The organism is Variovorax sp. V118, from assembly GCF_041154445.1.
GTDB classification, from domain to species: domain Bacteria; phylum Pseudomonadota; class Gammaproteobacteria; order Burkholderiales; family Burkholderiaceae_C; genus Variovorax; species Variovorax boronicumulans.
In genome coordinates this window covers 1,025,100-1,047,215 of record NZ_AP028663.1, presented here as the reverse complement: position 1 = coordinate 1,047,215, position 22,116 = coordinate 1,025,100, and the positions used below count along the sequence as shown (strand labels likewise).

Below are 22,116 nucleotides of genomic sequence, written 5' to 3'. Positions count from 1 at the left end.
CCATGGCCGATCCCCTGGCCGAGGTCATCGCGCTGCTTCGCCCGCGCGCCGTGTATTCCAAAGTGATCGCGGGCGCCGGCGCCTGGGCCGTGCGCTACACGGCCTTCGGCCAACCCAGCTTCTGCACGATGCTCGAGGGCGAGTGCGTCCTGGCGGTCGACGGCCAGCCGCCGCTGGCGCTGGCCGCCGGCGACTTCCTGCTCATGCCGGCCACGCCCGGCTTCACGCTGTCGGGACTCACGCCGGCGCCGCCGGTGTTTCTCGATTCGCATGAACAGGCGGCGCGCGAGGACGCACACAACGAAATTCGCCACGGCGACCGGCACGGCCCGCCAGACGTGCGCATGCTCGGCGGTTACTTCGCCTTCGATTCGCCCGACGCGGCCCTGATGGTGTCGCTGCTGCCTTCGGTGCTGCACATGCGCGGCGTCGCGCGGCTGTCGCTGCTGGTGCAGCTCGTGCGCGAAGAGTCGATGGCGCAGCGGCCGGGGCGCGACCTCGTGCTCGGGCGGCTGGTCGAGGTGCTGCTGATCGAGGCGCTGCGCTCGGCGCCCGGCGAAGGCGCGCCGCCGGGGCTGCTGCGCGCGCTGGCGGACAGCCGGCTCGCCGCCGCCGTGCGGCACATGCACGCGGACCCCGCGCGCTCATGGACGGTGGAAGAACTCGCCGGCAAGGCCGCGCTCTCGCGCTCGGCCTTCTTCGAGCGCTTCTCGCGCGCCGTGGGCCTGCCGCCGATGGAATACCTGCTGGCGTGGCGCATGGCGATCGCCAAGGACCTGCTGCGCCGCGGCGGCTGCGCGCCGGCGGAGGTGGCCGCGCGCGTCGGCTACAGCTCGGCCAGCACCTTCAGCACGGCGTTCAGCCGCCATGTGGGCCAGGCGCCGGGGCGCTACGCGCGCCAGCTGTAGCCCACAGCGACGATCAGGCCGCGGTGCCTTCCTTCTCCTGCAGCAGGCGCCACATCACCTTGCCGCTGCCACTCTTGGGCAGCGCATCGACGAACTCCACCTTGCGCGGAATCTTGTAGACCGCCATGTTCTCGCGACACCAGTCGATGATCTGCTGCTCGGTCGTGTCCTTGTGCGTGGCGCGCAGCACTACCACGGCCTTGACCGATTCGCCGCGGTAGTCGTCCTTGGTCGAGATGACGCAGGCCTCCTGGATCGCGGGATGGCGGAACATCAGCAGCTCGACCTCGGCCGGCCACACCTTGAAGCCGCTCGCGTTGATCATGCGTTTGAGGCGGTCGGTGATGAAGAAGTAGCCCTCCTCGTCCATGCGGCCCATGTCGCCCGAGCGGAAGAAGCGCTTGCCCTCGAACTCCACAAAAGCGGACTTGGTGGCGTCGGGGCGCTTCCAGTAGCCCTGGAACACCTCGGGGCCGTGGATGATGATCTCGCCCGATTCGCCGATGGGCATTTCCTGCAGCGTGTCGGGGTCGACCACGCGCGCGTCGGTGCTCATGAACGGAATGCCCAGGCACTGCTGCTTGGGGTGGTCCGAGGGGTTGGTGTGCGAGGGCGCGGCGGTCTCGGTGAGGCCGTAGCCCTCCTGGTACTTCAGGCCGTACTGCTCGAACAGCCGCTGCGCCACGGCCTGCGGCATGGCGGCGCCGCCGCCGCCGATGTGGGTCATGCTCGTGAGGTCGTAGCTCGCGAAGTTGGGGCTGGCCATGAGGTCGATGACCATGGTGGGGATGTTGGTCCAGCTCGTGACCTTCCAGCGCGAGATGAGCCGGCCCGCCACGTCGCGGTCCCAGCGCGGCATGATGACCAGCGTGGCCGCCGCGAGGATCGAGGTGTGCATCATGCTCACCACGCCGGTGATGTGGAACATCGGCACCACGGCCAGCACCACCGCCTCCGACGTGGCCTGGCCCCAGAGCTGGCCGGCCATCGCGTTGTGCATGAGGCTCGAATGGTGGTGCACGCAGCCCTTGGGCAGGCCGGTGGTGCCGCTGGTGTAGGGCAGCAGCGCCATGTCGTTGGCGCCCACCACGTGCGCGGGGGCCGGGTGGCCGGCCGCGAGCGCGTCGGTCCACGCCATGACCTGGCCGTCGGCCATCGCGGGCAGCGGGTGGCGCGTGCCGAGCCAGTCGGCCCAGGCCGGTGCGGGGGCGTCGTCGCCGGTCACGCCGGCATCGAAGGCGTCGGTGAACTGGCTCACGATGAGGTGCGACAGGCGCTGCTCGGGCGGCAGTGCGTCGCTGGCCTTGGCCAGCTCGGCCGCGAGGTCGCCGGTGGTGATCGCCACCTTGGCGTCGGGGTCGACGATGTAGTGCTTGAGCTCTTCGGCCCGGTTCATCGGATTGACCGGCACCACGACGGCGTTGGCGCGCAGGATGGCGAAATGCGCGATCACCAGCTGCGGGCAGTTCTGCATGTTCAGCACCACCCGGTCGCCGCGCTGCACGCCCAGCGCATGCAGCGTGCCGGCCAGCCGCTCGACCTGGTCGGCCACGTCGCGGTAGCTCAGCACGCGGCCGAAGAAGACCAGCGCGGCCTTGTCGGGGTAGCGCGCCGCCGAGGTGGCCAGGTTGTGCCACAGCGAGGTCGCGGGGACGGTGATCGAATGCGGGAGGCGCTTGGGCCAGAACTTGTAATGCGGGCGTGGTTGCATGGTCTGTGAACAGGCGAAGGAGGAAGGTGAGGAGAAAGGAAGCGGTGCGAAAAGGCGCAATGCGCCAGCCTAAGCCGCACCGGCCGCCGCTCCCATCGGGGAAGCCCCCGGGGCGTCACCTTGGCGACGCCCATTCTTCGTACGTCGGGTAGGCACAGCGCATCGGCTATCGTGCGGGCTCCGCTTCACCTGTGCCTGCCTGCCATGCCCGATCCCGCCCGCCCCACCTTGCGCCGACGCATCGCCCTCTTCGGTGCCGCACTGGCTGCGCTGGCCGCGGCGGGCTGCTCGCGGGTCCCCCGGTTCGGCATGTCGGCCCCCCCGACGGAGCAGCCGTCCAAGGAACCGCCGACGTGGTTCGTGGCCGACTGCTGGCTCGGAACCGAGGACGTGGTCCCGCCGCACAAGGGCAAGGCCGGCGGCTCGGCGGCCGGCACCCTGACGCTGGCCACCGGGGTGTTCGAATGGCGCGTGAACGCCGCACGCCTGAGCGGGCCGGCGACGGTCGTCGGCTTCTACGGCCCTGCCGCCACGGGCAGCAACGGCCCGCTGGCGATCCAGCTGCCGCTGCCCAGCGAGGGGGAGCCGCGCAACGACGGCACCGGCGCCGGCTACGAGCGGACCGGCACGAGCCGGCTGACGCCCGCCCAGATGGCCGACCTGATGGCCGGCCTCTGGTATGTCAGCGTGTCGACGCAGGCCTGGCCGGGCGGCGAAGTCCGCGGACAGCTCAAGCGCAGCACCTGGGGCGTGCACGGCGGCTGACGTCGGCCCCCGATGCGATGCGCTCTGCGACTACAGACAGGCGCGGATTTCGGAGCGATACCTGCGGTTCTCCCTTTCCGATCCACCCTCCACCTGACTGAAGGAATGTCCATGGCAGCAGACAAGCACGCAAGCGTTCACTGGGAAGGCGCCGGCAAGACCGGCAAAGGCCTGGTCAGCACCGAGACCGGCGCCCTCAAGGACTACCCCTACGGCTTCGCCAGCCGCTTCGAAGACGACCGGCGCGGCACCAACCCCGAGGAGATCGTCGGCGCGGCCCATGCGGCCTGCCTGACGATGGCCTTTGCCTTCGCGCTGGAGGCGGCGGGCCTGACCGCGACGCGCATCGACACCAAGGCCGCCGTGCGGCTGGCCAAGGACGGCGCCGGTTTCAAGATCGATCGCATCCAGCTCGAACTGGACGCGGCCGTGCCCAACCTCGACGAAGCGAAGTTCCAGGAAATCGCCGCCGCCGCCAAGGCCGGCTGCCCGCTGTCGAAGGCGCTGGCGAGCGTGCCCGAGATCACGCTGAAGGCCACGCTGGCCAGCTGACCGCGCTGCTTATGATCGTCTCCACAACAAAGGAGACGGATCATGAGCAAGCCCACCCGGACCGCATCGGCGGTCCTTTCTTTCGCCCTCGGCGCATTTGGCACGTTCGGCACCACGGCGGCCCTGGCCGCCTACCCCGACAAGCCGATCAAGGTCGTCATCGGCTTTCCGGCCGGCGGCCCGCTCGACCAGCACGCGCGCCTGTTGACCGACAAGCTGCAGGCCGTGCTCGGCCAGCCGCTGATCGTCGACTACAAGCCCGGCGCGGGCGGCTCGGTCGGTGCCGACTTCGTCGCCAAGAGCCCGGCCGACGGCTACACGCTGGTGCTGGCCAACACCGGCGTGGCGGTGATCAACGGCGCGCTCTACAGCAAGCTGCCCTACAACACGCAGCGCGACTTCGTGCCGATCGCGCGCACCGCGATGCAGCCGCTCGCCTTGCTGGTCACGCCCAAGCTGCCGGTGCAGAACCTCAAGCAGTTCATCGACTACGCCAAGGCGCGGCCGGGCCAGGTCAACTACGGCTCGGCGGGCAACGGCGGCATCAGCCACCTCGTGCCCGAGATGTTCAAGACCGCGACCGGCCTCTTCATGGTGCACATCCCCTACCGCGGCAGCGCGCCGGCCTTCACCGACCTGATGGGCGGGCAGGTGCAGTTCATGGCCGAATCGATTCCGCAGGCCGCCAACTATCACAAGCAGGGCAAGGTGCGCGCGCTGGCCGTGACCAGCCGCGAGCGCAACCCCGCGCTGCCCGACGTGCCGACCGTCATCGAGTCGGGCGTCAAGGGCTTCGAGGTGGTGGGCTTCTACGGCTTCCTGGCGCCGAAGGACACGCCCAAGGACGTGGTCGCCAAGCTCAGCGATGCGTTCAGGCAGGTGCTGACCAGCCCCGAGGTGCGCGAGCGCATGGTGAGCCAGGGCGCGGACCCGGCCTACCTGGGCAGCGAAGACTTCGCACGCTTCCTCGCGACGGAAACGCCGCGCTGGGACAAGGCGGTGAAGGCCTCGGGCGCGCGGATGGACTGAACTCCGGCCGCGTTCAGCGCGGCGTGGCCGCGTGCCGCTCCAGCTGCGCGCGGTCGAGCAGTTCGATGCTGCGGTAGCGCACGCGCAGCGTGCCGTCTTCCTCCCACAGCTTGAGCTGGCGGTTCACGCTCTGGCGCGACACGCCGAGCATGAACGACAGGTCTTCCTGCGACACGCCCAGCAGCGTGCCGCCGCCGTCCTGCGCCGGCGCCACCGCGCGCGCGTCCAGCGTGAGCAGTCGGTGCGCCAGCCGCACGGGCAGCGGCATCAGGATCACGTCGTCGATCCAGGCCAGCGCCTGGCGCAGGCGCAGGCACACGAGCCGGGTGAAGGCCATGTGCACGTCGGGATGGTCGGCCACCAGCCGGTGGAAGTCGGTCGCCGCGACCACGGCCATCTCGGTGGTGTCGACGGCGCAGGTGTCGTAGACGCGCTCGCGCCCCACCAGCAGCGAGACCTCGCCGAACCAGTGGCCCGGCTCGAGCATCGCGATCACCGCCTCGCGCCCGCCGGGCGCGACCACGCTCACGCGCAACGAGCCGCTGACCACGCCGAACAGCGCGTCGGGCGACGAGCCCTTGTGGAACAGCGATTCGCCGCGCACCAGCGTGCGCCGGTGCGCCACCGCGAGCAGGCGCTGCTGCACGTCGTCGGCCAGCCGCATGTCGCTGTTGTGCACGGGCGAAGGCTGCGCGTCCGGCTCGGCGGGGCTGGCGCTGGAAGAAGGGGAAGAGCGTGGCATCGCGGGTTTGTCCGGGGCCTCGATTGCCAACACCGGACAGTCTGGCTTCGAGGCGCTGTCGATAGTACGCAGGCCACCCGGGTCGACGCATTCGCGGCAACCCGATGTCCCCTGTCACCCCTGTCGCATGGAGCACACCCCGATGACCACACTGACCGACCTGCAAGCCCGCCGCGAGCGCCTCGTGCTCGACCATTTCGCCGACGAGACCCGCCAGGACTTCGACGCGGTGCTGGGCACCTTCCCGCATCCGCACTACGAGCTGATTCCCAGCGGCGAGGTGCACGACGGCATCGCCGACGTGCGCCAGTACTACACCGACACGCGCCGCGCCTTCCCCGACCAGCGCCACGAGATCATCCAGCTGCGCCATGCCGACGATTCGGTGATCGTGGAGTTCTGGCTGCTCGGCACGCACCGCGGCCCGCTCAAGGGCCTGCCGCCCACGGGCAACAGCTTTCGCTGCCGCATGAACGCCTTCTTCATCTTCGAGGGCGACCGGCTGGTGTGCGAGCGCGTGTACTTCGACACCCTGACGATGCTGCGCCAGCTGCTCGTGGGTGTGCCCCCGGAGATGGTGGGCGGGCTGGTTGCCGGGCTGCTCGGCCAAACCGCCCCGCGACCTGAGGCCGCCACGGCATGACCGGCACGCTCGCCCGGCCGCTCGAAGGACGCCATGCGATCGTGACCGGCGGTGCGCGCGGCATCGGCCTGGCCATCGCGCGGCGCTGCCTCGCGAACGGCGCGAGCGTGGCGCTGTGGGATGTCGAGGCTGCGACGCTGGCGGAGGCGGCGGCGCAACTGGCGCCGCTGGGCACCGTGGTCACAGCGTTGGTCGACGTGCGCGACGAAGACCAGATCGCCCGCGCGGCCTCGCAGTCGCAGGAGCGCTTCGGCCGCGTCGACATCCTCGTCAACAACGCGGGCGTGCTCGGGCCGACGGTGCCCGCGTGGGAGCACACGCCCGCGCAATGGCGCCACGTGCTCGACATCAACCTCACGGGCGCCTGGCTGTGCTGCCGCGCCATCGCGCCGCTGATGCTGGCGCAGCGGCGCGGGCGCATCGTCAACATCGCCTCGGTCGCGGGCAAGGAAGGCAACGGCTTCAACGCCGCCTACTCGGCCTCGAAGGCCGGACTCATCGCGCTGACCAAGTCGCTCGGCAAGGAGCTGGCGTCGTCGGGCGTGCTGGTGAACTGCATCACGCCCTCGGCGGCCGACACCGCCGTCTTCGCGGACGTGCCCGCCGAACACCGCGAACAGTTGCGCGCCGCCCTGCTCTCGCGCGTGCCGATGGGGCGCTTTGTCGACGTCGACGAGGTGGCGGCGATGGCCGCGTGGCTGGCCTCGGACGAGTGCTCGTTCAGCACCGGAGCGGTGTTCGATATCTCCGGAGGGCGCTCGATGTACTGAGCGACGAAGCAAGCAGCCCACGCATCCAGAAACAGGAGACGACCATGACCCGAGACCCCGACCCCACCGGCTTCGCGCAGATCACCGAGCTCGACGGCACGCGCCACGCCGCCATGCCGCAGGACCGCCTGCGCGCCATCCGCCGCGGCGCCGAGGCCCTGCGCGAGCGGCTGCTCGACGCGCCGCCCGTGCACTTCGCGCGCAGCTTCAATCTGCTGCGCATTCCGTACCCCGCGTGGTTCGCCTTCACCGGCGTGTACTCGCAGCAGCTGCTCAAGCCGCACATGGTGCATCTGCTGGCGCGCACCGTGCTCGTTCAGTACGACGACTTCGAAGGCCGGCTGCGCACGCTGCTCTTCACGCCGGCCGACTTCGAGGCCGGCAACGAGACGCCCTACTTCAAGCGCCTGAGCGACCAGACGCCGAAGTTCCTGCACAAGGCCATCGCGCCGGTCTACCAGACCGTGCTGCAGGCGCTCGCCGGCTGCGGCGTGGCGCCCGAACAGATCGACCACATCACCTACGACCACCTGCACACGCAGGACGTGCGCCGCTGGCTCGGCAGCGCGGGCACGCCGGGCCTGCTGCCGAACGCGAAGCTGCTGGTGCACCGCCAGGAGCTCGCGAACGTGCAGGGCCTGCTGCCGGTACAGGCCGAGTGGTACTGCCCGCACGGCCTGGACGGGGTGCCGCCCGAACGCATCGTCGCCTTCGACGGCAGCCTGCAGCTCGGGCCCGGTGTCGCGCTGGTGCACACGCCGGGGCACACCGAAGGCAACCACTCGCTGGTGTACCGCACGGGCGACGGCCTGCGCGTGAGCAGCGAGAACGGCGTGTCGGCCGACAGCTGGGCGCCGCTGCAGTCGCGCCACAACGGCATCCGCCGCTATGCGAAGGCCACGGGCGCCGAGGTGATCCTCAACGGCAACACGCAGGAAAGCAGCAACGACCAGTACCTGTCGATGGTGCTCGAGAAGACGCTCGCGGGCACCTCGCCGCTGCACGGCTTCAGCAACGTCGTGCCGTCGGCCGAGTGCTCGCCGCACTGGCTGTTTCCGGGTGCGCCCACGAGCCACCTGTGGGGCGAAACCAGCTTCGGCGCGCTCGTGCGGGCCTGACCCGCCAACACGCGCAGAACAGAAAAGAGTGAAGGAGACACACCGATGAACACCGCCACCCTCGACGCCGCCGCCGGCGCGCACGCACCGGCTTCGGCCGATGCGCGCGACGACGCCGCGCTCTTTCGCAAGATCACCTGGCGGCTGATGCCGCTGCTGTGCGCCTGCTACGTGCTGAACTACCTGGACCGCACCAACGTCGGCTACGCGCAGCTGCAGATGAAGGACCAGCTGGGCTTCAGCGACGCGGTGTTCGGCCTGGGCGCCGGCATCTTCTTTCTGGGCTATGCGGTGTTCGAGATCCCGAGCAACCTGATGCTCGCGAAGATCGGCGTGCGCGCCACGCTGCTGCGCATCATGGGCCTGTGGGGCCTGGCTTCGGCGACGATGATGTTCGCCACCACGCCCACGCAGTTCTACGTGCTGCGCTTTCTCATCGGCGTGTTCGAGGCCGGCTTCGCGCCCGGCGTGCTGTTCTACCTGACGCTGTGGTTCCCCTCGCGCCGCCGCGCACAGGCCACCGCGCTCTTCTTCATGGCCTTCGGCGCGGCGCCCATCGTCGCGGGGCCGATCGCCGGGCTCACGATGACCTACCTCGATGGCGTGCTGGCGCTGCGCGGCTGGCAGTGGCTGTTCCTGCTCGAGGGGCTGCCGAGCGTGCTGCTGGGCGTCATCGCCTTTCGCACGCTGTCGAACAGCCCGGCGCAGGCGCCCTGGCTCTCGCCGGCCGAGAAGCAGCGCGTGGCCCACCTGCTGGCCGAGGACCAGGCCGCGCACGGCGCCGCCGGGCGCCACACCTTCGGCGCGGCGATGCGCGACGGGCGCGTGTGGCTGATCGGCTTCATGTCCTTCCTGATCATCCTGGGCATCTACGCGCTGTCGTTCTGGCAGCCGACGATCCTGAAGTCGATGGGGCTCAGCGTGCTGCAGATCGGCTTCTATTCGGTGATTCCCGCCGTGGCAGGCATCGCGGCCAATATCGTCGTGGGGCGCCACTCCGACCGGCACCAGGAGCGCCGCTGGCACTTCGCGCTGGGCGCGCTCGCGGGCGCGACCGGGCTGGCGCTGACCACGCTCTTCATGCACAGCCCCGTGGCCGCCGTGCTGTGCCTGGCACTGGCGTCGATGGGCATCTCGAGCGCCTTCACCGTGCTGTGGGCGATTCCCGGCAGCTTCATGTCCAGGAGCGCCGCGGCGGCGGGCATTGCGCTCATCAGCACCATCGGCGGCAGCGCGGGGCTGGTGGCGCCGATGATGGTGGGCGCGCTCAAGACGCTCACGGGCGGCTTCACGGCCAGCCTGTATGTGCTGAGCGGCGCGCTGGTGCTGTCGGCGCTGCTCATGCTGCTGGCCCTGCCCCGCAGCGCGCTCGGCCAGCGCTAGCGCGCACCGCCGGCGCACCGCGGCCGGCCCATTTCGGTGCACACGGCTTGCATACCAGTTGGCACGGAAGCTGCTGGTATGCAGGCATATGGCCATCTCCGCATCCGAAATCAGTGCACGCATCGTCGAAGCGGTGATGGCGCAGAAGCTCGCGCCCGGCGCGCGCCTGGGCGAGCAGCCGCTGGCGATGCTGTTCGATTGCAGCCGCACCATCGTGCGCGAGGCGCTCACGCGGCTGGCCGCGCGCGGCATCGTCACGGTGAGCGCGCGGCGCGGCTGGTTCGTCATCGAGCCCTCGCAGGACGAGGCGCGCGAAGCCTTCGAGGCGCGGCGCGTGATCGAGCTCGGGCTCATCCGCAGTACCGACAAGATCGACAAGGCCGCCCTGCGCCAGCTGAAGGCGCACCTGCAGCGTGAAAAGGCCGCACTGAAAGAGAGCGACGTCGGCCACCGCAGCTTCCTGCTGGGCGACTTCCATGTGTGCCTGGCCGAGTGCCTGGGCAACACGCTGCTGGCCGACACGCTGCGCGACTTCACCGCGCGCACCACGCTGATCGCCATGCTCTACCAGAGCACGCACGACGCGGTGCAGTCGTGCGAAGACCACGTGCAGATCGTCGCGGCGCTGGAGCGCGGCGACCACGCCGCCGCCGAGGCGCTGATGGCCGAACACATCGGCACGGTGCAGTCGGCGCTGCGCGTGCAAGCGCCTGCCGACCCGCTCGCGCAGCTGCGCGATGCGCTGGCACCGCTGAACAACACCCCCACGCCGAAGCGCCGCCGCAAGGCCGCGCCCGCCGACGACGCCACCACCGATTCATCGACCTACCTAGGAGCCCTGCTATGACCTCTTTCGCCTCCCGCCGTCTTGCCCTCGCGCTGGCCAGCGTCGCCCTGCTGGCCGCCACCGGCGCCGCCCAGGCGCAGAACGCGCTCGACAACGTGCTCAAGGCCAAGACCATCAAGATCGCCGTGCCCACCGACTACCCGCCCTACGGCTCGGTCGACCGCAACATGCAGCCGCAGGGCCTGGACGTGGAGATGGCGCAGCTCGTCGCCGCCAAGCTCGGCGTGAAGGTCGAGCTGGTGCCGGTGACCAGCGCCAACCGCATTCCCTACCTGCAGACGCGCAAGGCCGACCTCGTGATCTCCACGCTCGGCAAGAACGTCGAGCGCGAGAAGGTGATCGACTTCAGCGCGGCCTACGCGCCCTTCTTCCAGGCCGTGTATGCGGCCAAGAGCATGAAGCTCACCAGCTTCGCCGACATGGCCGGCAAGACCGTCGCCGTGACGCGCGGCGCCATGGAAGACCAGGAACTGAACAAGGTGGCGCCGCCGAACGTCGACTACCGTCGCTTCGAGGACAACAACGCGACGATCGCCGCCTTCGTGGCCGGCCAGACGCAGACCCTCGCCACCAGCGCGGCGGTGGCCGGCGACATGCTCGCGAAGAACCCGAAGGTGAGTGCCGAGTACAAGCTGCTGCTGAAAGACAGCCCCTGCTTCATCGGCATCGCCAAGGGCGAGACCGCATTGAAGACCCGGGTCAACGAGATCATTGCCGCCGCCAAGAAGGACGGCACGCTCGACGCGATGTCCAAGAAGTGGCTCGGCAAGGCGGCCGGCGACCTGCCGGTTTGATCGAAGGGCGCGGCCATGGGCATTGAATTCGACTTCGGCGCGGTGCTCGCCGAATGGCCGCTGCTGCTGCGCGGCGTGGCATGGACGCTGGGCCTCACGGCCGTGGGCACCGTGCTCGGGCTGGCCGTGGGCACGCTGTGCGCGTGGGCCCGTTCGGGCGGGCCGGCGTGGTTGCGCGCGCTCGTGGGCGCGTACGTGGAGCTGATCCGCAACACGCCCTTCATCGTGCAGCTGTTCTTCATCTTCTTCGGGCTGCCGGCCGCGGGCGTGAAGCTCTCGCCGGAAGTGGCCTCGGTGATCGCGATGGTGATGAACCTGGGCGCGTATTCCACCGAGATCATCCGCGCCGGCATCGAGGCCACGCCCAAGGGGCAGATCGAGGCCGCCGTGAGCCTGGCGCTCAGCAAGGCGCAGGTGTTCCTGCGCGTGGTGCTGCCGCCGGCGCTCAAGAAGGTGTGGCCCGCGATGGTGAGCCAGATCGTCATCGTGATGCTGGGCTCGGCGGTGTGCGGGCAGATCTCGACCGAGGAGCTGAGCTATGCGGCCAACCTGATCCAGAGCCGCAACTTCCGCGCCTTCGAATCCTTCATCGTCGCCACGCTCATGTACCTGGCGCTGGCCGTGGCGCTGCGCCGCCTGCTCCAGTGGGCGGGGCCGCGCTTCTTCTTCGGCCGCTGACCGCGAGGCCCCTGCACCATGGTCGATTTTTCTTTGTGGGACATCCTGCGCAACCTGTTGATGGCGCTGCGCTGGACCGTCGTGCTCTCGCTCATCGCCTTCGTCGGCGGCGGGATCGTGGGCGCGCTGCTGCTGTTCGCGCGGCTGCGCGGCGGAAAGGCGGCGCAGCGGGCCGTGGGCCTGTACGTGCAGCTGTTCCAGGGCACGCCGCTGCTGATGCAGCTGTTTCTCGCCTACTTCGGCATCGCGCTGTTCGGCATCGACGTGTCGGCGTGGACCGCCGCGAGCGTGGCGCTCACGCTGTACACCAGCGCCTTTCTCACCGAGATCTGGCGCGGCTGCGTGGCCTCGATCCCGAAGGGCCAGTGGGAGGCCTCGGGCAGCCTGGCGCTGAGCTTCGGCGAGCAGATGCGCCACGTGATCCTGCCGCAGGCCGTGAAGATCGCCATCGCGCCGACGGTCGGTTTCCTGGTGCAGGTGATCAAGGGCACGGCGCTGGCGTCGGTGATCGGCTTTGTCGAGCTCACCAAGGCCGGCAGCATGATCTCGAACGCCACCTTCCAGCCCTTCGTGGTGTTCAGCTGCGTCGCCCTGCTTTACTTCGTGCTGTGCTTCCCCGTGAGCCTGTACGCCAAGACCCTCGAGAGGAAGACCCATGGCCGCCGTGCTTGAACCAACACCACAACCCGAAGCCGCATCGTTCGCCGCGCCCATCGTGCGCATCACGGCGCTGCGCAAGTCCTACGGCACGAACGAGGTGCTCAAGGGCATCGACCTCGATGTGAAGCGCGGCGAGGTGATCGCCATCATCGGCAAGAGCGGCTCGGGCAAGAGCACGCTGCTGCGTTGCATCAACGGGCTCGAGGTGTTCCAGGAAGGTGCGCTCACGGTCGACGGCAAGCCGCTGCTGCACGAGAGCGCGATGGCCATGCGCACGCTGCGCCAGCGCGTGGGCATGATCTTCCAGGGCTTCAACCTGTTCCCGCACCTCACGGTCGGCAAGAACGTGATGCTGGCGCCCACGCTGGTGAAGAAGCGATCGTCGATGGAAGCCGCTTCGCAGGCGCGCAAGCTGCTCGAGCGCGTGGGCCTGGCCGAGAAGTTCGATGCGATGCCCGAGCAGCTGTCGGGCGGCCAGCAGCAGCGCGTGGCCATCGCCCGCGCGCTCGCGATGGAACCGGCCGTGCTGCTGTGCGACGAGATCACCTCGGCGCTCGACCCCGAGCTGGTGGGCGAGGTGCTGCGCGTCGTGGAGTCGCTGGCCGACGAAGGCATGACGCTGTTGATGGTCACGCACGAGATGAGCTTTGCGCGCAAGGTCAGCGACCGCGTGATCTTCATGCACCAGGGCCGCGTGCACGAGATGGGCCCGCCGGCGGAGCTGTTCGGCGCGCCGCAGACGCCGGAGCTCAAGCAGTTCCTGTCGTCGCTGCACGACTGACCGCGCGCGTGGCTGCGGCAGCAGCGGCCGCCGTTACAGGTGCTGCGATTCGTCGATGCCCAGCCGCAGCCCCGCGGCCAGCGGCGGCACCAGCCGCCCGCCGCGCCGCTCGACCTCTTCGCCTGCCTTCAGCAGCTGCTGCACCTGCTGGAAGAGTTCGTCGCCGGCCGCGGTCAGCTGCACGCCCTGCTGGCTGCGCGCGAACAGCGCGTGCCCGAGGATGCCTTCGAGCTCCCTCACGCGGGCCGTGATGGCCGGTTGGCTGACAAAGAGGCGGCGGGCCGCCGCGTTGACGGAGCCCAATGTCGCGGCCCAGTGAAAGGCCTCCAGTTGCCGGAAGGTGATGCGCAACACCGCAGCCACCTTTCAGCCGGGGGCTGTTGTGGACGTACAGGGGTACACCGCGGCCTGTTCGCTCTTCTGCTTCATGTCTGCCTTCTTTCAAAGCAATTCAATCGCATCGAATGGCGAGAAGGCCACGCAACGGGGAATTCTAATTGCGTGAATTCCCATGACCACGGACGCAAACCACGGATCCAATCCAATTCAACAGAGGTGATTCTTTCTCATCAAATCCTTGAATTAACCGACTCCCAAGCTTGTAAGGCATCGCCGGGAGTGAATTGAGAATTTAGTGCAATCACAGTTCCTGTTAAAGAGAATTTTTTTGATATAGAACTTTGGTGCTAGGTGCAATTCGACCGAAAGCCACGGGAATCAGTGGGCCTTGCGGGCCTGGCCGGGGCCGTGCGTCAATGCGCCGTCAATGCGCGCTCCCGCCAGGCCCCCAGGCCTTCCGGCCCGAAGCGCTCGGCGATGCGGTGCAGCCAGATCGTGAAGTGCGCCGGGGCCCGCGCCAGCTCGCGGTGCAGCTCGGGCAAGGCCAGCCATCGCCACTCGCGCACTTCGCCGGGGTCGGGTTGCGGCAGCCCGTGCGCGATGCCGACGAACACGTGGTCGTACTCGTGCTCGACCAGCTCCTCGGACACCGCCTCCCGGTAGAGAAAGGCCGTCACCGGCTGCAGCGCGCACCGCAGGCCCAGCTCTTCGTGCAGCCGCCGCAGGGCGGCCGCGCCGGTGTCCTCGCCGGGGCGGGGGTGCCCGCAGCAGCTGTTGCTCCACAGGCCGGGCGAGTGGTACTTGCCCAGCGCGCGCTGCTGCAGCAGCACCCGGCCTTGCGTGTCGAACAGGAAGATCGAGAACGCCCGGTGCAGGATGCCCTCGCGGTGGGCACTCATCTTCTCGACCGCGTGCAGCGGCCGGTCTTCGGCGTCGACGGCGATCAGGAATTCGTCCATGAGCTGCTCCAGAAGTGGGGGCCCGGAGCCTCGCGGCCCTGCGATTTCCGTGGCCTGGCGGCTTCGAAAAAACCGGCTCGCTTCTTTAGCACGTATTTTTTGCGAGACCGCAATAAGAAATTCAAATTAGTTCGAACTGATTACACCGAAGAAGAATATAAAAAATGGAATAAACACAAATAATTACATAGATAACAAAAATATCGAATCCGATTAACAAATGAGCCCAAACTGCTCCACAGGTATTTCTTGCGCATTTCGAACCGTGGTTCCTGGTTCGCCCCTCGCGGCCCGGTCAACGGCGCGCCATCGGCAACGCGTGATCGCCGGCGCTTTCCCGCGCGCCCCGGGCCGGGTTAACCTCGCCCTCCATGGCCCGCCTTCGCACCGCATCGATCATTCGCCCGCTCTCGCGAGAGCGGGTGAGCTAGCGCACGGTTCGAAACCACGCCATGCAACCCGCCCCAGGAGGCGGGTTTTTCTTGTCCGTCTCCCGAGGTTTGTTCCCCCCACTCGCAGGAGACCGAATGACACCGACACCAACTCCACCACCCGTGCTGCACATGGTCTGCGGCAAGATCGGCGCCGGAAAATCCACGCTGACCCGGCGCCTGGCGCAGGCGCCCGCCACCGTGTGCATCAGCGAGGACGCCTGGCTCGCCGCGCTCTACCCCGGCGAAATCCACGCGCTGCCCGACTACGTGCGCGCCGCCGGCCGGCTCAAGCAGGCGATGGGCGAGCACGTCTGCGCCCTGCTGGGCGCCGGCGTGTCGGTGGTGCTCGACTTTCCGGCCAACACGGTGAGCCACCGCGCCTGGGCGCGCGGCCTCTTCGAGCAGGCCGGCGCGGCGCACCAACTGCACTTTCTCGACGTGCCGGACGAGGTCTGCAAGGCGCGGCTGCGGGCGCGCAACGCGGCGGGCGAGCACCCCTTCGAAACCTCCGACGCGCAGTTCGACCTGATCACCCGCCACTTCGTGCCGCCCACGGCCGAGGAAGGCTTCCACGTGATCCGCCACGATCGGTAAGCTGCGCGCCGATGCACATCGAACCCGCCCTTTCCACCGAAGCGCCCGCCGTCGCGGCCGTGTTGACCGAAGCCGCGCAATGGCTCGCCGAGGGCGGACGCCCGCTCTGGAGCGCCGCCGACACCGGCATCGAACGCATCCAGCGCGACACCGACGCCGGCCGCTACGTGGTGGCCAAGGAGAACGGCGACTGGGCCGGCGTGATGCGCCTGGACCTGGAAGACCCGTCGTTCTGGCCCGAGATCGCGCCCGGCAGCGCGCTGTTCGTGCACAAGCTGGCCGTGCGCCGCGCCTGGGCCGGCCGGGGCGTGTCGCGCGCGCTGCTGGGCCATGCACGCGACCACGCCCGCGCGCTCGGGCGCCCCTGGCTGCGGCTGGACTGCGTGGCCGACCGCACCGCGCTGCGCACGCTGTACGAAGGCTTCGGCTTCGCACTGCACAGCTGCATCGACCTGCGCGGCGGGACGTTTGCGCGCTACGAACTGCGCGTCGACGGCTGACCGTCCGACACGCCGACGCGCCCCTTCGGCGCTGGCGGGAACATCGTCGCCTGTGGCAAGCTCGCAAGCTCCATGACCGACCGAATCCCGCCCTCTCATTTCCGCCGTCGGGTGCTGCGCGCGCTGCTGGGCGCCGCCGCCCTGCCCGCGCCGTTCGCGGCGCTGGCCGGCTTCAACTTCTTCACCAACGAGTACACCGCCACGCGCGAGGAGCTGCAGTCGCAGATCGCCAAGCGCTTTCCGGTGGCCGAGCGCTATGCCGAGATCTTCATGGTCGGGCTGCGCGACCCGCAGCTGGGCCTGGACGGGCGCGCCAACCGCGCGGCCATCACGGCCACGCTGACCATCGCCAGCCCGCTGCTGGCGGCCTCGCCGGTGCAGGGCGTGGTGTCGGTGAGCAGCGCGCTGCGCTACGACGCGGCGGCACGCGCGCTGCGGCTGGATCAGCCCAAGGCCGAGCGGCTCGAGCTGCAGGGCGTGGAAGGCCGCGACGCCGAGCGCCTGCAGAAGGTCGGCGCGGTGGTCGCGCAGGAACTGCTGCAGGGCCAGATCCTGCGCAGCTTCACGGCCGACGAACTCACGGTGGGGCGCAAGACCTACGAGGTGGGCGACATCACGGTGCAAGACAACGGCATCAAAGTGCAACTCAAATGAAACAACGCACCGCCTTCCTCCTGATCGCCGCCGCCCTGCTCGGCGCCGGCTGCGCCGCCATCGCGCCCACCGTGAAGCCGCACTTCGACCTGCAGGCCCACCGCGGCGGACGCGGCCTGGCGCCCGAGAACACGCTGGCCGCGTTCTCCAACGCGATGGACCTGGGCGTGACCACGCTCGAACTCGACATCGGGCTCACGGCCGACGGCGTGGTGGTGGTGTCGCACGACACGGCGCTCAACGCCGACCACACGCGCGACGCGCGCGGCGCCTGGCTCACGGCCAAGCCCGCCCCTTCCGTGCGCTCGCTCACGCTGGCGCAGCTGCAGACCTACGACGTGGGCCGCCTCAACCCCGAGAGCAACTACGGCAAGCAGTTCGCGCTGCAGGAGCCGCGCGACGGCGAGCGCATTCCCACGCTGGCCGCGCTGTTCGCGCAGGTGCAGGCGCGCGGCGCCGATGCCGCGCGGGTGCACTTCAACATCGAGACCAAGATCGACCCGACCAAGCCCGACGAGACGGCCGCGCCCGAGCCCATGGTGCGCGCGCTGCTGGCCGAGATCGACAAGGCGAAGATGGGCGAGCGCGTGACCATCCAGAGCTTCGACTGGCGCACGCTCGCGCTGGTCGGCCAGCTCGCGCCGCAGCTGTCGCGCGCCTACCTCACCACGCCCCGCACGCTGAAGGACAGCCGCTGGACCGCCGGCCTCGACGCCGCGCGCTTCGCCTCGGTGCCGCAGCTCGTGAAGGCCGCGGCCGGTGCGTCGACCGGACCGCTGATCTGGTCGCCGGCGCACGCCGACCTGGGTGCCCCCGCGATCCGCGAGGCGCAGAAGCTCGGCATGAAGGTCGTGCCCTGGACCGTGAACCAGCGCGCCGACATGGTGCGGCTCATGGACGCGGGCGCCGATGGCCTGATCACCGACTACCCCGACGTGCTGCGCGACCTGATGCGCGAGCGCGGACTGGCACTGCCACCACCAGCGAAGGCCGCCTCATGAGCACCGTGACGCAACTCGACACCATCGCCTCGGGCATCGCCGCGCTGCAAGGCGGCAGCGGCTCCGTCACCACGCTCTCCACGGCCGCGCGCGCCAGCACCGAGCTGCTCGGCGCCCTGCCGCCGCGCTACGGCGAGGTGCTGCTGAACCTGCTGGACCGCCTCGAATCGAGCGCGCTCTTCAGCGAGGAAAGCTGCTCCTTCAGCCAGAAAGACCTGCTCGACAACCTGCAGGTGTGGGTCGACAAGGCCCGCGGCCAACTGGTGTCTTGAGGCGCTGACGCCCCGCCCCGGTTTATCATCGCGCCCAACCATGCGCACCCTGCTGCTCGCCCTCATGATCGCCCTGCTGCCCATCCGTGGCTGGCTCGGCGACGCCATGGCGGTGGAGATGGTGCGGCATTCGCTGCCCGCCGCCGAGGCGGTGGTGGCTGCAGCAGCCGGCATCGCCGAATCGCACTGCCATGACGCCACCATGGAGGCCGACACCGGCCACGACATGGCGGCCATGCACGACAACAGCAGCGATTCGCAGCAGTCCCACGGCACCGACCACGCGAACTGCGGCACCTGTGTCGCCTGCCAGGTCTGCCACACGGTGGCACTCGGCGGCATGCCGCTGGTCGACACCCCGCATGCGGCGCCCCAGGCGCCGCCGGCCGCGCACGCGGCCCGCTTTGCCAGCGCCGAGCCCGTCCTGGGCTTCAAGCCGCCCATTTCCTGATCTTCCTGCCCGTAGTCCGTCCGCAGTGAGCCCTTCCCGGCTCGCAGCGTTCGCCGTATTGCCCATGGAGATCGCTCGTGAATTCCCTTGCTCGCCGGCCGTATGCCGGCATCCCCCGCTATCGAACAGATAGCCCGCCCCCCGGGCGAAAAAGTCGCTTTTCATTCCTCAGAACCGCCACCGCGCTGACCGCTGCGCTGGTGCTCGCCGGCTGCGCCAGCCTGTCGCCCGACGGCGGCGCGGGCGACGTGCAGGCGCTGGTCGACGGCAACCCGCTCATGGCGGGCGCCGCGGCCCAGCGCAAGCCGGACGACGCCTCGCAGCAAAGCGTCGACGCGCTGCTGGCCAAGCCGCTGGACGCCGAAGCCGCCGTGCGCATCGCGCTCGTCAACAGCCCGCGCGTGCAGGAGGCCTTTGCCACGCTGCAACTGAGCGACGCCGACCGCGTGCAGGCCGCGAGCCTGCCGAACCCGGTGCTGTCCTTCAGTCGCCTGGCGCAGGGCAGCGAACGCGAGTTCGAGCGCATGCTGACTTTCAACGTGCTGGGCCTGCTCACGCTGCCGTGGCAGGCGCGCTGGGCCGGCCAGCGCCACGAGGCCGCCAAGCTGCAGGCCGCGCAAAGCGTGCTGCTGCTGGCCGCCGACACCCGCCGCGCCTGGGTGCGCGCGGTGGCCGCGCAGCAGAGCGTGAGCTACCTGCGCGATGCGAAGGACGCCACCGAAGCCGGCGCCGAACTGGCGCACCGCATGGCCAAAGTCGGCAACTGGAGCGCGCTGCAGCGCACGCGCGAACAGCTGCTGCTGGCCGACGCGTCCGCGCAGCTCGCACGCGCCGAACAGGCGGCCGTCGCCAGCCGCGAACAGCTCACGCGCCTGCTGGGCCTGAGCGGCGCGCGCACCGGCTACACCCTGCCCGACCGCCTGCCGCCGCTGCCGAAGGCCGCGCCCGAGCTCGGCGACGTGCAGGCGCTGGCGCTGCGCGACCGGCTCGACGTGCGCTCGGCCTATGCGCAGAACACGGCCGTGGCCGGCTCGCTCGGCCTGACGCACGCCACAAGCGTGATCAACGCGATGGAACTGGGCGTGGTGCGCAACACCACCTTCGAGAACGACGCCGATCGCTCGAAATCGACCACGCGCGGCTTCGAGCTCGAGCTGCCGATTCCGATCTTCGACTGGGGCCAGGCCCGCAGCGGCCGCGCCGAGGCGCAGTACCTGCAGTCGGCCGCGCGCGTGCGCGACGTGGGCGTGCTCGCCGCCAGCGAGGCGCGCGAAGCCTGGCAGGGCTGGAACACCGCCTACGCCCTGGCGCGCCGCTACCGCGACGAGGTGCTGCCGCTGCGCAAGCAGGTCAACGAGGAGATGGTGCTGCGCTACAACGGCATGCTCGCCAGCGTGTGGGAGCTGCTCGGCGAAACGCGCGCGAGCATGCTCGCCGTGAACGCCGGCATGGAGGCCCAGCGCGACTTCTGGCTGGCCGACACCGATCTTCAACTGGTGCTCACGGGCAGCTCGCCCGGCGGCATGACGGCCCTGCAAACTGCCGCCACCAACGAACCTGCGGCGGGAGGCCACTGACATGAACCGTCGCAACTTCTTTGCGGGCGCCGCCACGGCCGTGGCCGCCACCACCGTGAGCCGCGTGAGCATGGCCGCGCTGCCCGAGCCGGTGACACAGGCATCGACCGCCACCGCACCGCCGCTGGTGCCGCCCAACGGCCGACCCTACAACCCCGTCGTCACGCTCAACGGCTGGACGCTGCCCTGGCGCATGAACGCCGGCGTCAAGGAATTCCACCTCGTCGCCGAACCCGTCGTGCGCGAGATGGCGCCCGGCTTCAAGGTCAACATGTGGGGCTACAACGGCCAGTCGCCCGGCCCGACCATCGAGGTGGTCGAGGGCGACCGCGTGCGCATCTTCGTGACCAACAAGCTGCCCGAGCACACGACCGTGCACTGGCACGGCCAGCGCCTGCCCAACGGCATGGACGGCGTGGGCGGCATCACGCAGCCGCACATCCCGCCGGGCAAGACCTTCGTCTACGAGTTCACGGCGCGCCGCCCCGGCACCTTCATGTACCACCCGCACGCCGACGAGATGGTGCAGATGGCGATGGGGATGATGGGCTTCTGGGTCACGCACCCGAAGGCCGAGCATCCGCTGATCGAGAAGGTCGACCGCGACTTCTGCTTCCTGCTCGGCAGCTTCGACGTGGAGCCCGGCAGCGCCACGCCCAAGGTCAACACCATGACCGACTTCAACATCTGGAGCTTCAACAGCCGCGTGTTCCCGGCCATCGACACGCTCAACGTGCGCCGTGGCGACCGCGTGCGCATCCGCGCGGGCAACCTCACGATGACCAACCACCCGATCCACATCCACGGCCACGAGTTCGAGGTCACGGGCACCGACGGCGGCCCCGTGCCGCGCACCGCGCGCTGGCCCGAGGTGTCGGTCGACGTGGCGGTGGGCCAGATGCGGCAGATGGAGTTCATCGCCGACGAAGAAGGCGACTGGGCGCTGCACTGCCACAAGGCGCACCACACCATGGGCCCGATGGGCCACGACGTGCCGACCATGATCGGCGTAGACCACAAGGGCGTGGCCGAGAAGATCAAGAAGCTCGTGCCCGACTACATGGTGATGGGCGACAAGGGCATGGCCGACATGGGCGAGATGGAAATGCCCATTCCCGAGAACACCGTGCCCATGATGACCGGCACCGGCCCCTTCGGCTCGGCCGAGATGGGCGGCATGTTCACGCTGCTCAAGGTGCGGCGCGACCAGAAGCCGGGCGACTACCGCGACCCGGGCTGGTTCAAGCACCCGACCGGCACGGTCGCGCGCGAGGTGTCGGCCAGCGGTGCGCCGGTGGCGCCGCGCAAGACGGGCGCCGCGCCCGCGAGCCCCGACAGCGGCAGCGCCACCGTGCGCAAGCCCTCGGGCCATGGAGCCCACAACCACTGATCGCATCGATCCAACTTTTTTGAGATTCCATTCATGAACACCCGTTTCTCCACCCTCGTCGCCGGCCTCGCACTGGCGGCCGCCACCACCCTCGCCACGGCCCACGAAAACCACGCACCCGAAGCCGGCAAGGCCGCCGCCGCCTCGCTCGCGCCCGAGCAGAAAGCCTGGGGCATCGCCGGCAAGGCCAGCGCCGTGAAGCGCACCATCGACATCGCGATGGCCGACGACATGACCTTCACGCCCTCGGTCCTGGAGGTGCGCGAAGGCGACACCATCCGCCTGCGGCTGAAGAACCGCGGCAAGGACCTGCACGAGCTCGTGCTTGGCACCACCGCCGTCATCGAGGACCATGCCGCCATGATGAAGAAGCACCCCGGCATGGAGCACGACGAGCCCTGGATGGCGCATGTGCAGCCGGGCAAGACCGGCGAACTGATCTGGACCTTCAACCGCGCTGGCGACTTCGACTTCGCCTGCCTCGTGAAGGACCACTACGAACTCGGCATGGCCGGCCGCGTGCGCGTGCGGGCCGCTGCCGCGCCCGCACGATGACCCACTGAA

26 protein-coding genes are annotated in these 22,116 nt (G+C 69.5%); 22 read left to right on the top strand and 4 right to left on the bottom strand.

From position 1 onward, the window contains the following. The first annotated feature begins 2 nt into the window (after positions 1–2). Positions 3–908, top strand: coding sequence for an AraC family transcriptional regulator (locus ACAM52_RS04815; protein WP_369646284.1), 906 nt, complete (start codon positions 3–5; stop codon positions 906–908). Between the two features lie 13 nt (positions 909–921). Here the strand turns inward: ACAM52_RS04815 and ACAM52_RS04810 are convergent, their stop codons facing one another. After that, a complete protein-coding gene (locus ACAM52_RS04810; protein ID WP_369646283.1) occupies positions 922–2,619 on the bottom strand; it encodes a long-chain fatty acid--CoA ligase in 1,698 nt (565 codons plus the stop codon). A 204-nt stretch (positions 2,620–2,823) separates the two neighbouring features. On the opposite strand from ACAM52_RS04810, the gene ACAM52_RS04805 reads away from it, so the two are divergent. From ACAM52_RS04805 to ACAM52_RS04795, 3 genes are all read left to right on the top strand, one after another. Next, positions 2,824–3,384 carry a CHRD domain-containing protein gene (locus ACAM52_RS04805; protein WP_369646282.1) on the top strand — a complete coding sequence of 187 codons (561 nt, stop codon included), beginning with the start codon at positions 2,824–2,826 and terminating at the stop codon, positions 3,382–3,384. A gap of 111 nt (positions 3,385–3,495) precedes the next feature. Beyond that, on the top strand, positions 3,496–3,936 hold the full coding sequence (locus ACAM52_RS04800; RefSeq protein WP_062475918.1) for an OsmC family protein: 441 nt from the start codon (positions 3,496–3,498) through the stop codon (positions 3,934–3,936). Between the two features lie 42 nt (positions 3,937–3,978). Then, positions 3,979–4,965 carry a tripartite tricarboxylate transporter substrate binding protein gene (locus ACAM52_RS04795; protein WP_095746226.1) on the top strand — a complete coding sequence of 329 codons (987 nt, stop codon included), beginning with the start codon at positions 3,979–3,981 and terminating at the stop codon, positions 4,963–4,965. Positions 4,966–4,978: 13 nt separating this feature from the next. On the opposite strand, the gene ACAM52_RS04790 is transcribed toward ACAM52_RS04795, so the two are convergent. Then, the gene (locus tag ACAM52_RS04790; RefSeq protein ID WP_369646281.1) at positions 4,979–5,707 is read right to left on the bottom strand and encodes a Crp/Fnr family transcriptional regulator; all 729 of its coding nucleotides are present in this window, start codon (positions 5,705–5,707) and stop codon (positions 4,979–4,981) included. 142 nt (positions 5,708–5,849) lie between these two features. On the opposite strand from ACAM52_RS04790, the gene ACAM52_RS04785 reads away from it, so the two are divergent. The 9 genes from ACAM52_RS04785 (at position 5,850) to ACAM52_RS04745 (ending at position 13,381) form a co-directional block, all read left to right on the top strand. Next, a complete protein-coding gene (locus ACAM52_RS04785; RefSeq protein WP_240531167.1) occupies positions 5,850–6,350 on the top strand; it encodes an ester cyclase in 501 nt (166 codons plus the stop codon). Then, positions 6,347–7,120 carry an SDR family NAD(P)-dependent oxidoreductase gene (locus tag ACAM52_RS04780; protein ID WP_369646280.1) on the top strand — a complete coding sequence of 258 codons (774 nt, stop codon included), beginning with the start codon at positions 6,347–6,349 and terminating at the stop codon, positions 7,118–7,120. Before ACAM52_RS04785 ends, ACAM52_RS04780 begins: the two co-directional genes overlap by 4 nt. Before the next feature lie 44 nt (positions 7,121–7,164). After that, on the top strand, positions 7,165–8,238 hold the full coding sequence (locus ACAM52_RS04775; protein ID WP_369646279.1) for a hypothetical protein: 1,074 nt from the start codon (positions 7,165–7,167) through the stop codon (positions 8,236–8,238). Between the two features lie 45 nt (positions 8,239–8,283). After that, entirely contained in the window at positions 8,284–9,621 is a 1,338-nt protein-coding gene (locus ACAM52_RS04770; protein WP_369646278.1) for an MFS transporter, read from the top strand. Between the two features lie 88 nt (positions 9,622–9,709). After that, positions 9,710–10,468: a GntR family transcriptional regulator gene (locus tag ACAM52_RS04765; protein ID WP_139702850.1), complete on the top strand. Its 759-nt coding sequence runs from the start codon at positions 9,710–9,712 to the stop codon at positions 10,466–10,468. Next, entirely contained in the window at positions 10,465–11,262 is a 798-nt protein-coding gene (locus tag ACAM52_RS04760; protein WP_095746233.1) for a transporter substrate-binding domain-containing protein, read from the top strand. Before ACAM52_RS04765 ends, ACAM52_RS04760 begins: the two co-directional genes overlap by 4 nt. A gap of 15 nt (positions 11,263–11,277) precedes the next feature. Continuing rightward, complete coding sequence (locus ACAM52_RS04755; RefSeq protein ID WP_369646277.1) at positions 11,278–11,940, top strand: amino acid ABC transporter permease; 663 nt, start codon at positions 11,278–11,280, stop codon at positions 11,938–11,940. A gap of 18 nt (positions 11,941–11,958) precedes the next feature. Then, complete coding sequence (locus tag ACAM52_RS04750; protein WP_095746234.1) at positions 11,959–12,612, top strand: amino acid ABC transporter permease; 654 nt, start codon at positions 11,959–11,961, stop codon at positions 12,610–12,612. Continuing rightward, positions 12,596–13,381, top strand: coding sequence for an amino acid ABC transporter ATP-binding protein (locus ACAM52_RS04745; RefSeq protein ID WP_369646276.1), 786 nt, complete (start codon positions 12,596–12,598; stop codon positions 13,379–13,381). Before ACAM52_RS04750 ends, ACAM52_RS04745 begins: the two co-directional genes overlap by 17 nt. A gap of 33 nt (positions 13,382–13,414) precedes the next feature. On the opposite strand, the gene ACAM52_RS04740 is transcribed toward ACAM52_RS04745, so the two are convergent. Then, positions 13,415–13,735, bottom strand: a complete 321-nt coding sequence (locus tag ACAM52_RS04740; RefSeq protein ID WP_369646275.1) for a LysR family transcriptional regulator — start codon at positions 13,733–13,735, stop codon at positions 13,415–13,417. Positions 13,736–14,133: 398 nt separating this feature from the next. Next, on the bottom strand, positions 14,134–14,679 hold the full coding sequence (gene idi / locus ACAM52_RS04735) for an isopentenyl-diphosphate Delta-isomerase (RefSeq protein WP_369646274.1): 546 nt from the start codon (positions 14,677–14,679) through the stop codon (positions 14,134–14,136). A 527-nt stretch (positions 14,680–15,206) separates the two neighbouring features. Between idi and ACAM52_RS04730 the strand changes: the two genes are divergently transcribed. From ACAM52_RS04730 to ACAM52_RS04690, 9 genes are all read left to right on the top strand, one after another. Continuing rightward, entirely contained in the window at positions 15,207–15,707 is a 501-nt protein-coding gene (locus ACAM52_RS04730) for an AAA family ATPase (RefSeq protein WP_369646273.1), read from the top strand. Positions 15,708–15,718: 11 nt separating this feature from the next. Next, complete coding sequence (locus ACAM52_RS04725; RefSeq protein WP_369646272.1) at positions 15,719–16,207, top strand: GNAT family N-acetyltransferase; 489 nt, start codon at positions 15,719–15,721, stop codon at positions 16,205–16,207. Positions 16,208–16,279: 72 nt separating this feature from the next. Further along, on the top strand, positions 16,280–16,861 hold the full coding sequence (locus ACAM52_RS04720) for a DUF1439 domain-containing protein (RefSeq protein WP_062475964.1): 582 nt from the start codon (positions 16,280–16,282) through the stop codon (positions 16,859–16,861). Further along, positions 16,858–17,862, top strand: coding sequence for a glycerophosphodiester phosphodiesterase (locus tag ACAM52_RS04715; protein ID WP_369646271.1), 1,005 nt, complete (start codon positions 16,858–16,860; stop codon positions 17,860–17,862). The genes ACAM52_RS04720 and ACAM52_RS04715 overlap by 4 nt, the downstream gene beginning before the upstream one ends. Beyond that, complete coding sequence (locus tag ACAM52_RS04710) at positions 17,859–18,134, top strand: hypothetical protein (RefSeq protein ID WP_062475969.1); 276 nt, start codon at positions 17,859–17,861, stop codon at positions 18,132–18,134. Before ACAM52_RS04715 ends, ACAM52_RS04710 begins: the two co-directional genes overlap by 4 nt. 40 nt (positions 18,135–18,174) lie before the next feature. Further along, positions 18,175–18,585 carry a hypothetical protein gene (locus tag ACAM52_RS04705; protein WP_369646270.1) on the top strand — a complete coding sequence of 137 codons (411 nt, stop codon included), beginning with the start codon at positions 18,175–18,177 and terminating at the stop codon, positions 18,583–18,585. Positions 18,586–18,662: 77 nt separating this feature from the next. Then, positions 18,663–20,162 (top strand): TolC family protein, encoded by a 1,500-nt coding sequence (locus ACAM52_RS04700; RefSeq protein WP_369646269.1) that lies wholly within the window; start codon positions 18,663–18,665, stop codon positions 20,160–20,162. A gap of 1 nt (position 20,163) precedes the next feature. Then, positions 20,164–21,552 carry a multicopper oxidase family protein gene (locus ACAM52_RS04695; protein ID WP_369646268.1) on the top strand — a complete coding sequence of 463 codons (1,389 nt, stop codon included), beginning with the start codon at positions 20,164–20,166 and terminating at the stop codon, positions 21,550–21,552. Between the two features lie 33 nt (positions 21,553–21,585). Further along, positions 21,586–22,107, top strand: a complete 522-nt coding sequence (locus tag ACAM52_RS04690; RefSeq protein ID WP_369646267.1) for a plastocyanin/azurin family copper-binding protein — start codon at positions 21,586–21,588, stop codon at positions 22,105–22,107. The last annotated feature ends 9 nt before the right edge of the window (positions 22,108–22,116 follow it).

What these genes read in the sequence shown, in the direction of transcription:
- ACAM52_RS04770 (WP_369646278.1), top strand. Translation starts at nt 8,284, where the DNA reads ATGAACACCGCCACCCTCGACGCCGCCGCCGGCGCGCACGCACCGGCT.
- ACAM52_RS04765 (WP_139702850.1), top strand. Translation starts at nt 9,710, where the DNA reads ATGGCCATCTCCGCATCCGAAATCAGTGCACGCATCGTCGAAGCGGTG.
- ACAM52_RS04785 (WP_240531167.1), top strand. Translation starts at nt 5,850, where the DNA reads ATGACCACACTGACCGACCTGCAAGCCCGCCGCGAGCGCCTCGTGCTC.
- ACAM52_RS04780 (WP_369646280.1), top strand. Translation starts at nt 6,347, where the DNA reads ATGACCGGCACGCTCGCCCGGCCGCTCGAAGGACGCCATGCGATCGTG.
- ACAM52_RS04760 (WP_095746233.1), top strand. Translation starts at nt 10,465, where the DNA reads ATGACCTCTTTCGCCTCCCGCCGTCTTGCCCTCGCGCTGGCCAGCGTC.
- ACAM52_RS04730 (WP_369646273.1), top strand. Translation starts at nt 15,207, where the DNA reads ATGACACCGACACCAACTCCACCACCCGTGCTGCACATGGTCTGCGGC.
- ACAM52_RS04805 (WP_369646282.1), top strand. Translation starts at nt 2,824, where the DNA reads ATGCCCGATCCCGCCCGCCCCACCTTGCGCCGACGCATCGCCCTCTTC.
- ACAM52_RS04775 (WP_369646279.1), top strand. Translation starts at nt 7,165, where the DNA reads ATGACCCGAGACCCCGACCCCACCGGCTTCGCGCAGATCACCGAGCTC.
- ACAM52_RS04795 (WP_095746226.1), top strand. Translation starts at nt 3,979, where the DNA reads ATGAGCAAGCCCACCCGGACCGCATCGGCGGTCCTTTCTTTCGCCCTC.
- ACAM52_RS04800 (WP_062475918.1), top strand. Translation starts at nt 3,496, where the DNA reads ATGGCAGCAGACAAGCACGCAAGCGTTCACTGGGAAGGCGCCGGCAAG.
- ACAM52_RS04695 (WP_369646268.1), top strand. Translation starts at nt 20,164, where the DNA reads ATGAACCGTCGCAACTTCTTTGCGGGCGCCGCCACGGCCGTGGCCGCC.
- ACAM52_RS04710 (WP_062475969.1), top strand. Translation starts at nt 17,859, where the DNA reads ATGAGCACCGTGACGCAACTCGACACCATCGCCTCGGGCATCGCCGCG.
- ACAM52_RS04790 (WP_369646281.1), bottom strand. Translation starts at nt 5,707, where the DNA reads ATGCCACGCTCTTCCCCTTCTTCCAGCGCCAGCCCCGCCGAGCCGGAC.
- ACAM52_RS04810 (WP_369646283.1), bottom strand. Translation starts at nt 2,619, where the DNA reads ATGCAACCACGCCCGCATTACAAGTTCTGGCCCAAGCGCCTCCCGCAT.
- ACAM52_RS04815 (WP_369646284.1), top strand. Translation starts at nt 3, where the DNA reads ATGGCCGATCCCCTGGCCGAGGTCATCGCGCTGCTTCGCCCGCGCGCC.
- ACAM52_RS04745 (WP_369646276.1), top strand. Translation starts at nt 12,596, where the DNA reads ATGGCCGCCGTGCTTGAACCAACACCACAACCCGAAGCCGCATCGTTC.
- ACAM52_RS04690 (WP_369646267.1), top strand. Translation starts at nt 21,586, where the DNA reads ATGAACACCCGTTTCTCCACCCTCGTCGCCGGCCTCGCACTGGCGGCC.
- ACAM52_RS04750 (WP_095746234.1), top strand. Translation starts at nt 11,959, where the DNA reads ATGGTCGATTTTTCTTTGTGGGACATCCTGCGCAACCTGTTGATGGCG.
- ACAM52_RS04755 (WP_369646277.1), top strand. Translation starts at nt 11,278, where the DNA reads ATGGGCATTGAATTCGACTTCGGCGCGGTGCTCGCCGAATGGCCGCTG.
- ACAM52_RS04715 (WP_369646271.1), top strand. Translation starts at nt 16,858, where the DNA reads ATGAAACAACGCACCGCCTTCCTCCTGATCGCCGCCGCCCTGCTCGGC.
- ACAM52_RS04720 (WP_062475964.1), top strand. Translation starts at nt 16,280, where the DNA reads ATGACCGACCGAATCCCGCCCTCTCATTTCCGCCGTCGGGTGCTGCGC.
- ACAM52_RS04725 (WP_369646272.1), top strand. Translation starts at nt 15,719, where the DNA reads ATGCACATCGAACCCGCCCTTTCCACCGAAGCGCCCGCCGTCGCGGCC.
- idi (WP_369646274.1), bottom strand. Translation starts at nt 14,679, where the DNA reads ATGGACGAATTCCTGATCGCCGTCGACGCCGAAGACCGGCCGCTGCAC.
- ACAM52_RS04705 (WP_369646270.1), top strand. Translation starts at nt 18,175, where the DNA reads ATGCGCACCCTGCTGCTCGCCCTCATGATCGCCCTGCTGCCCATCCGT.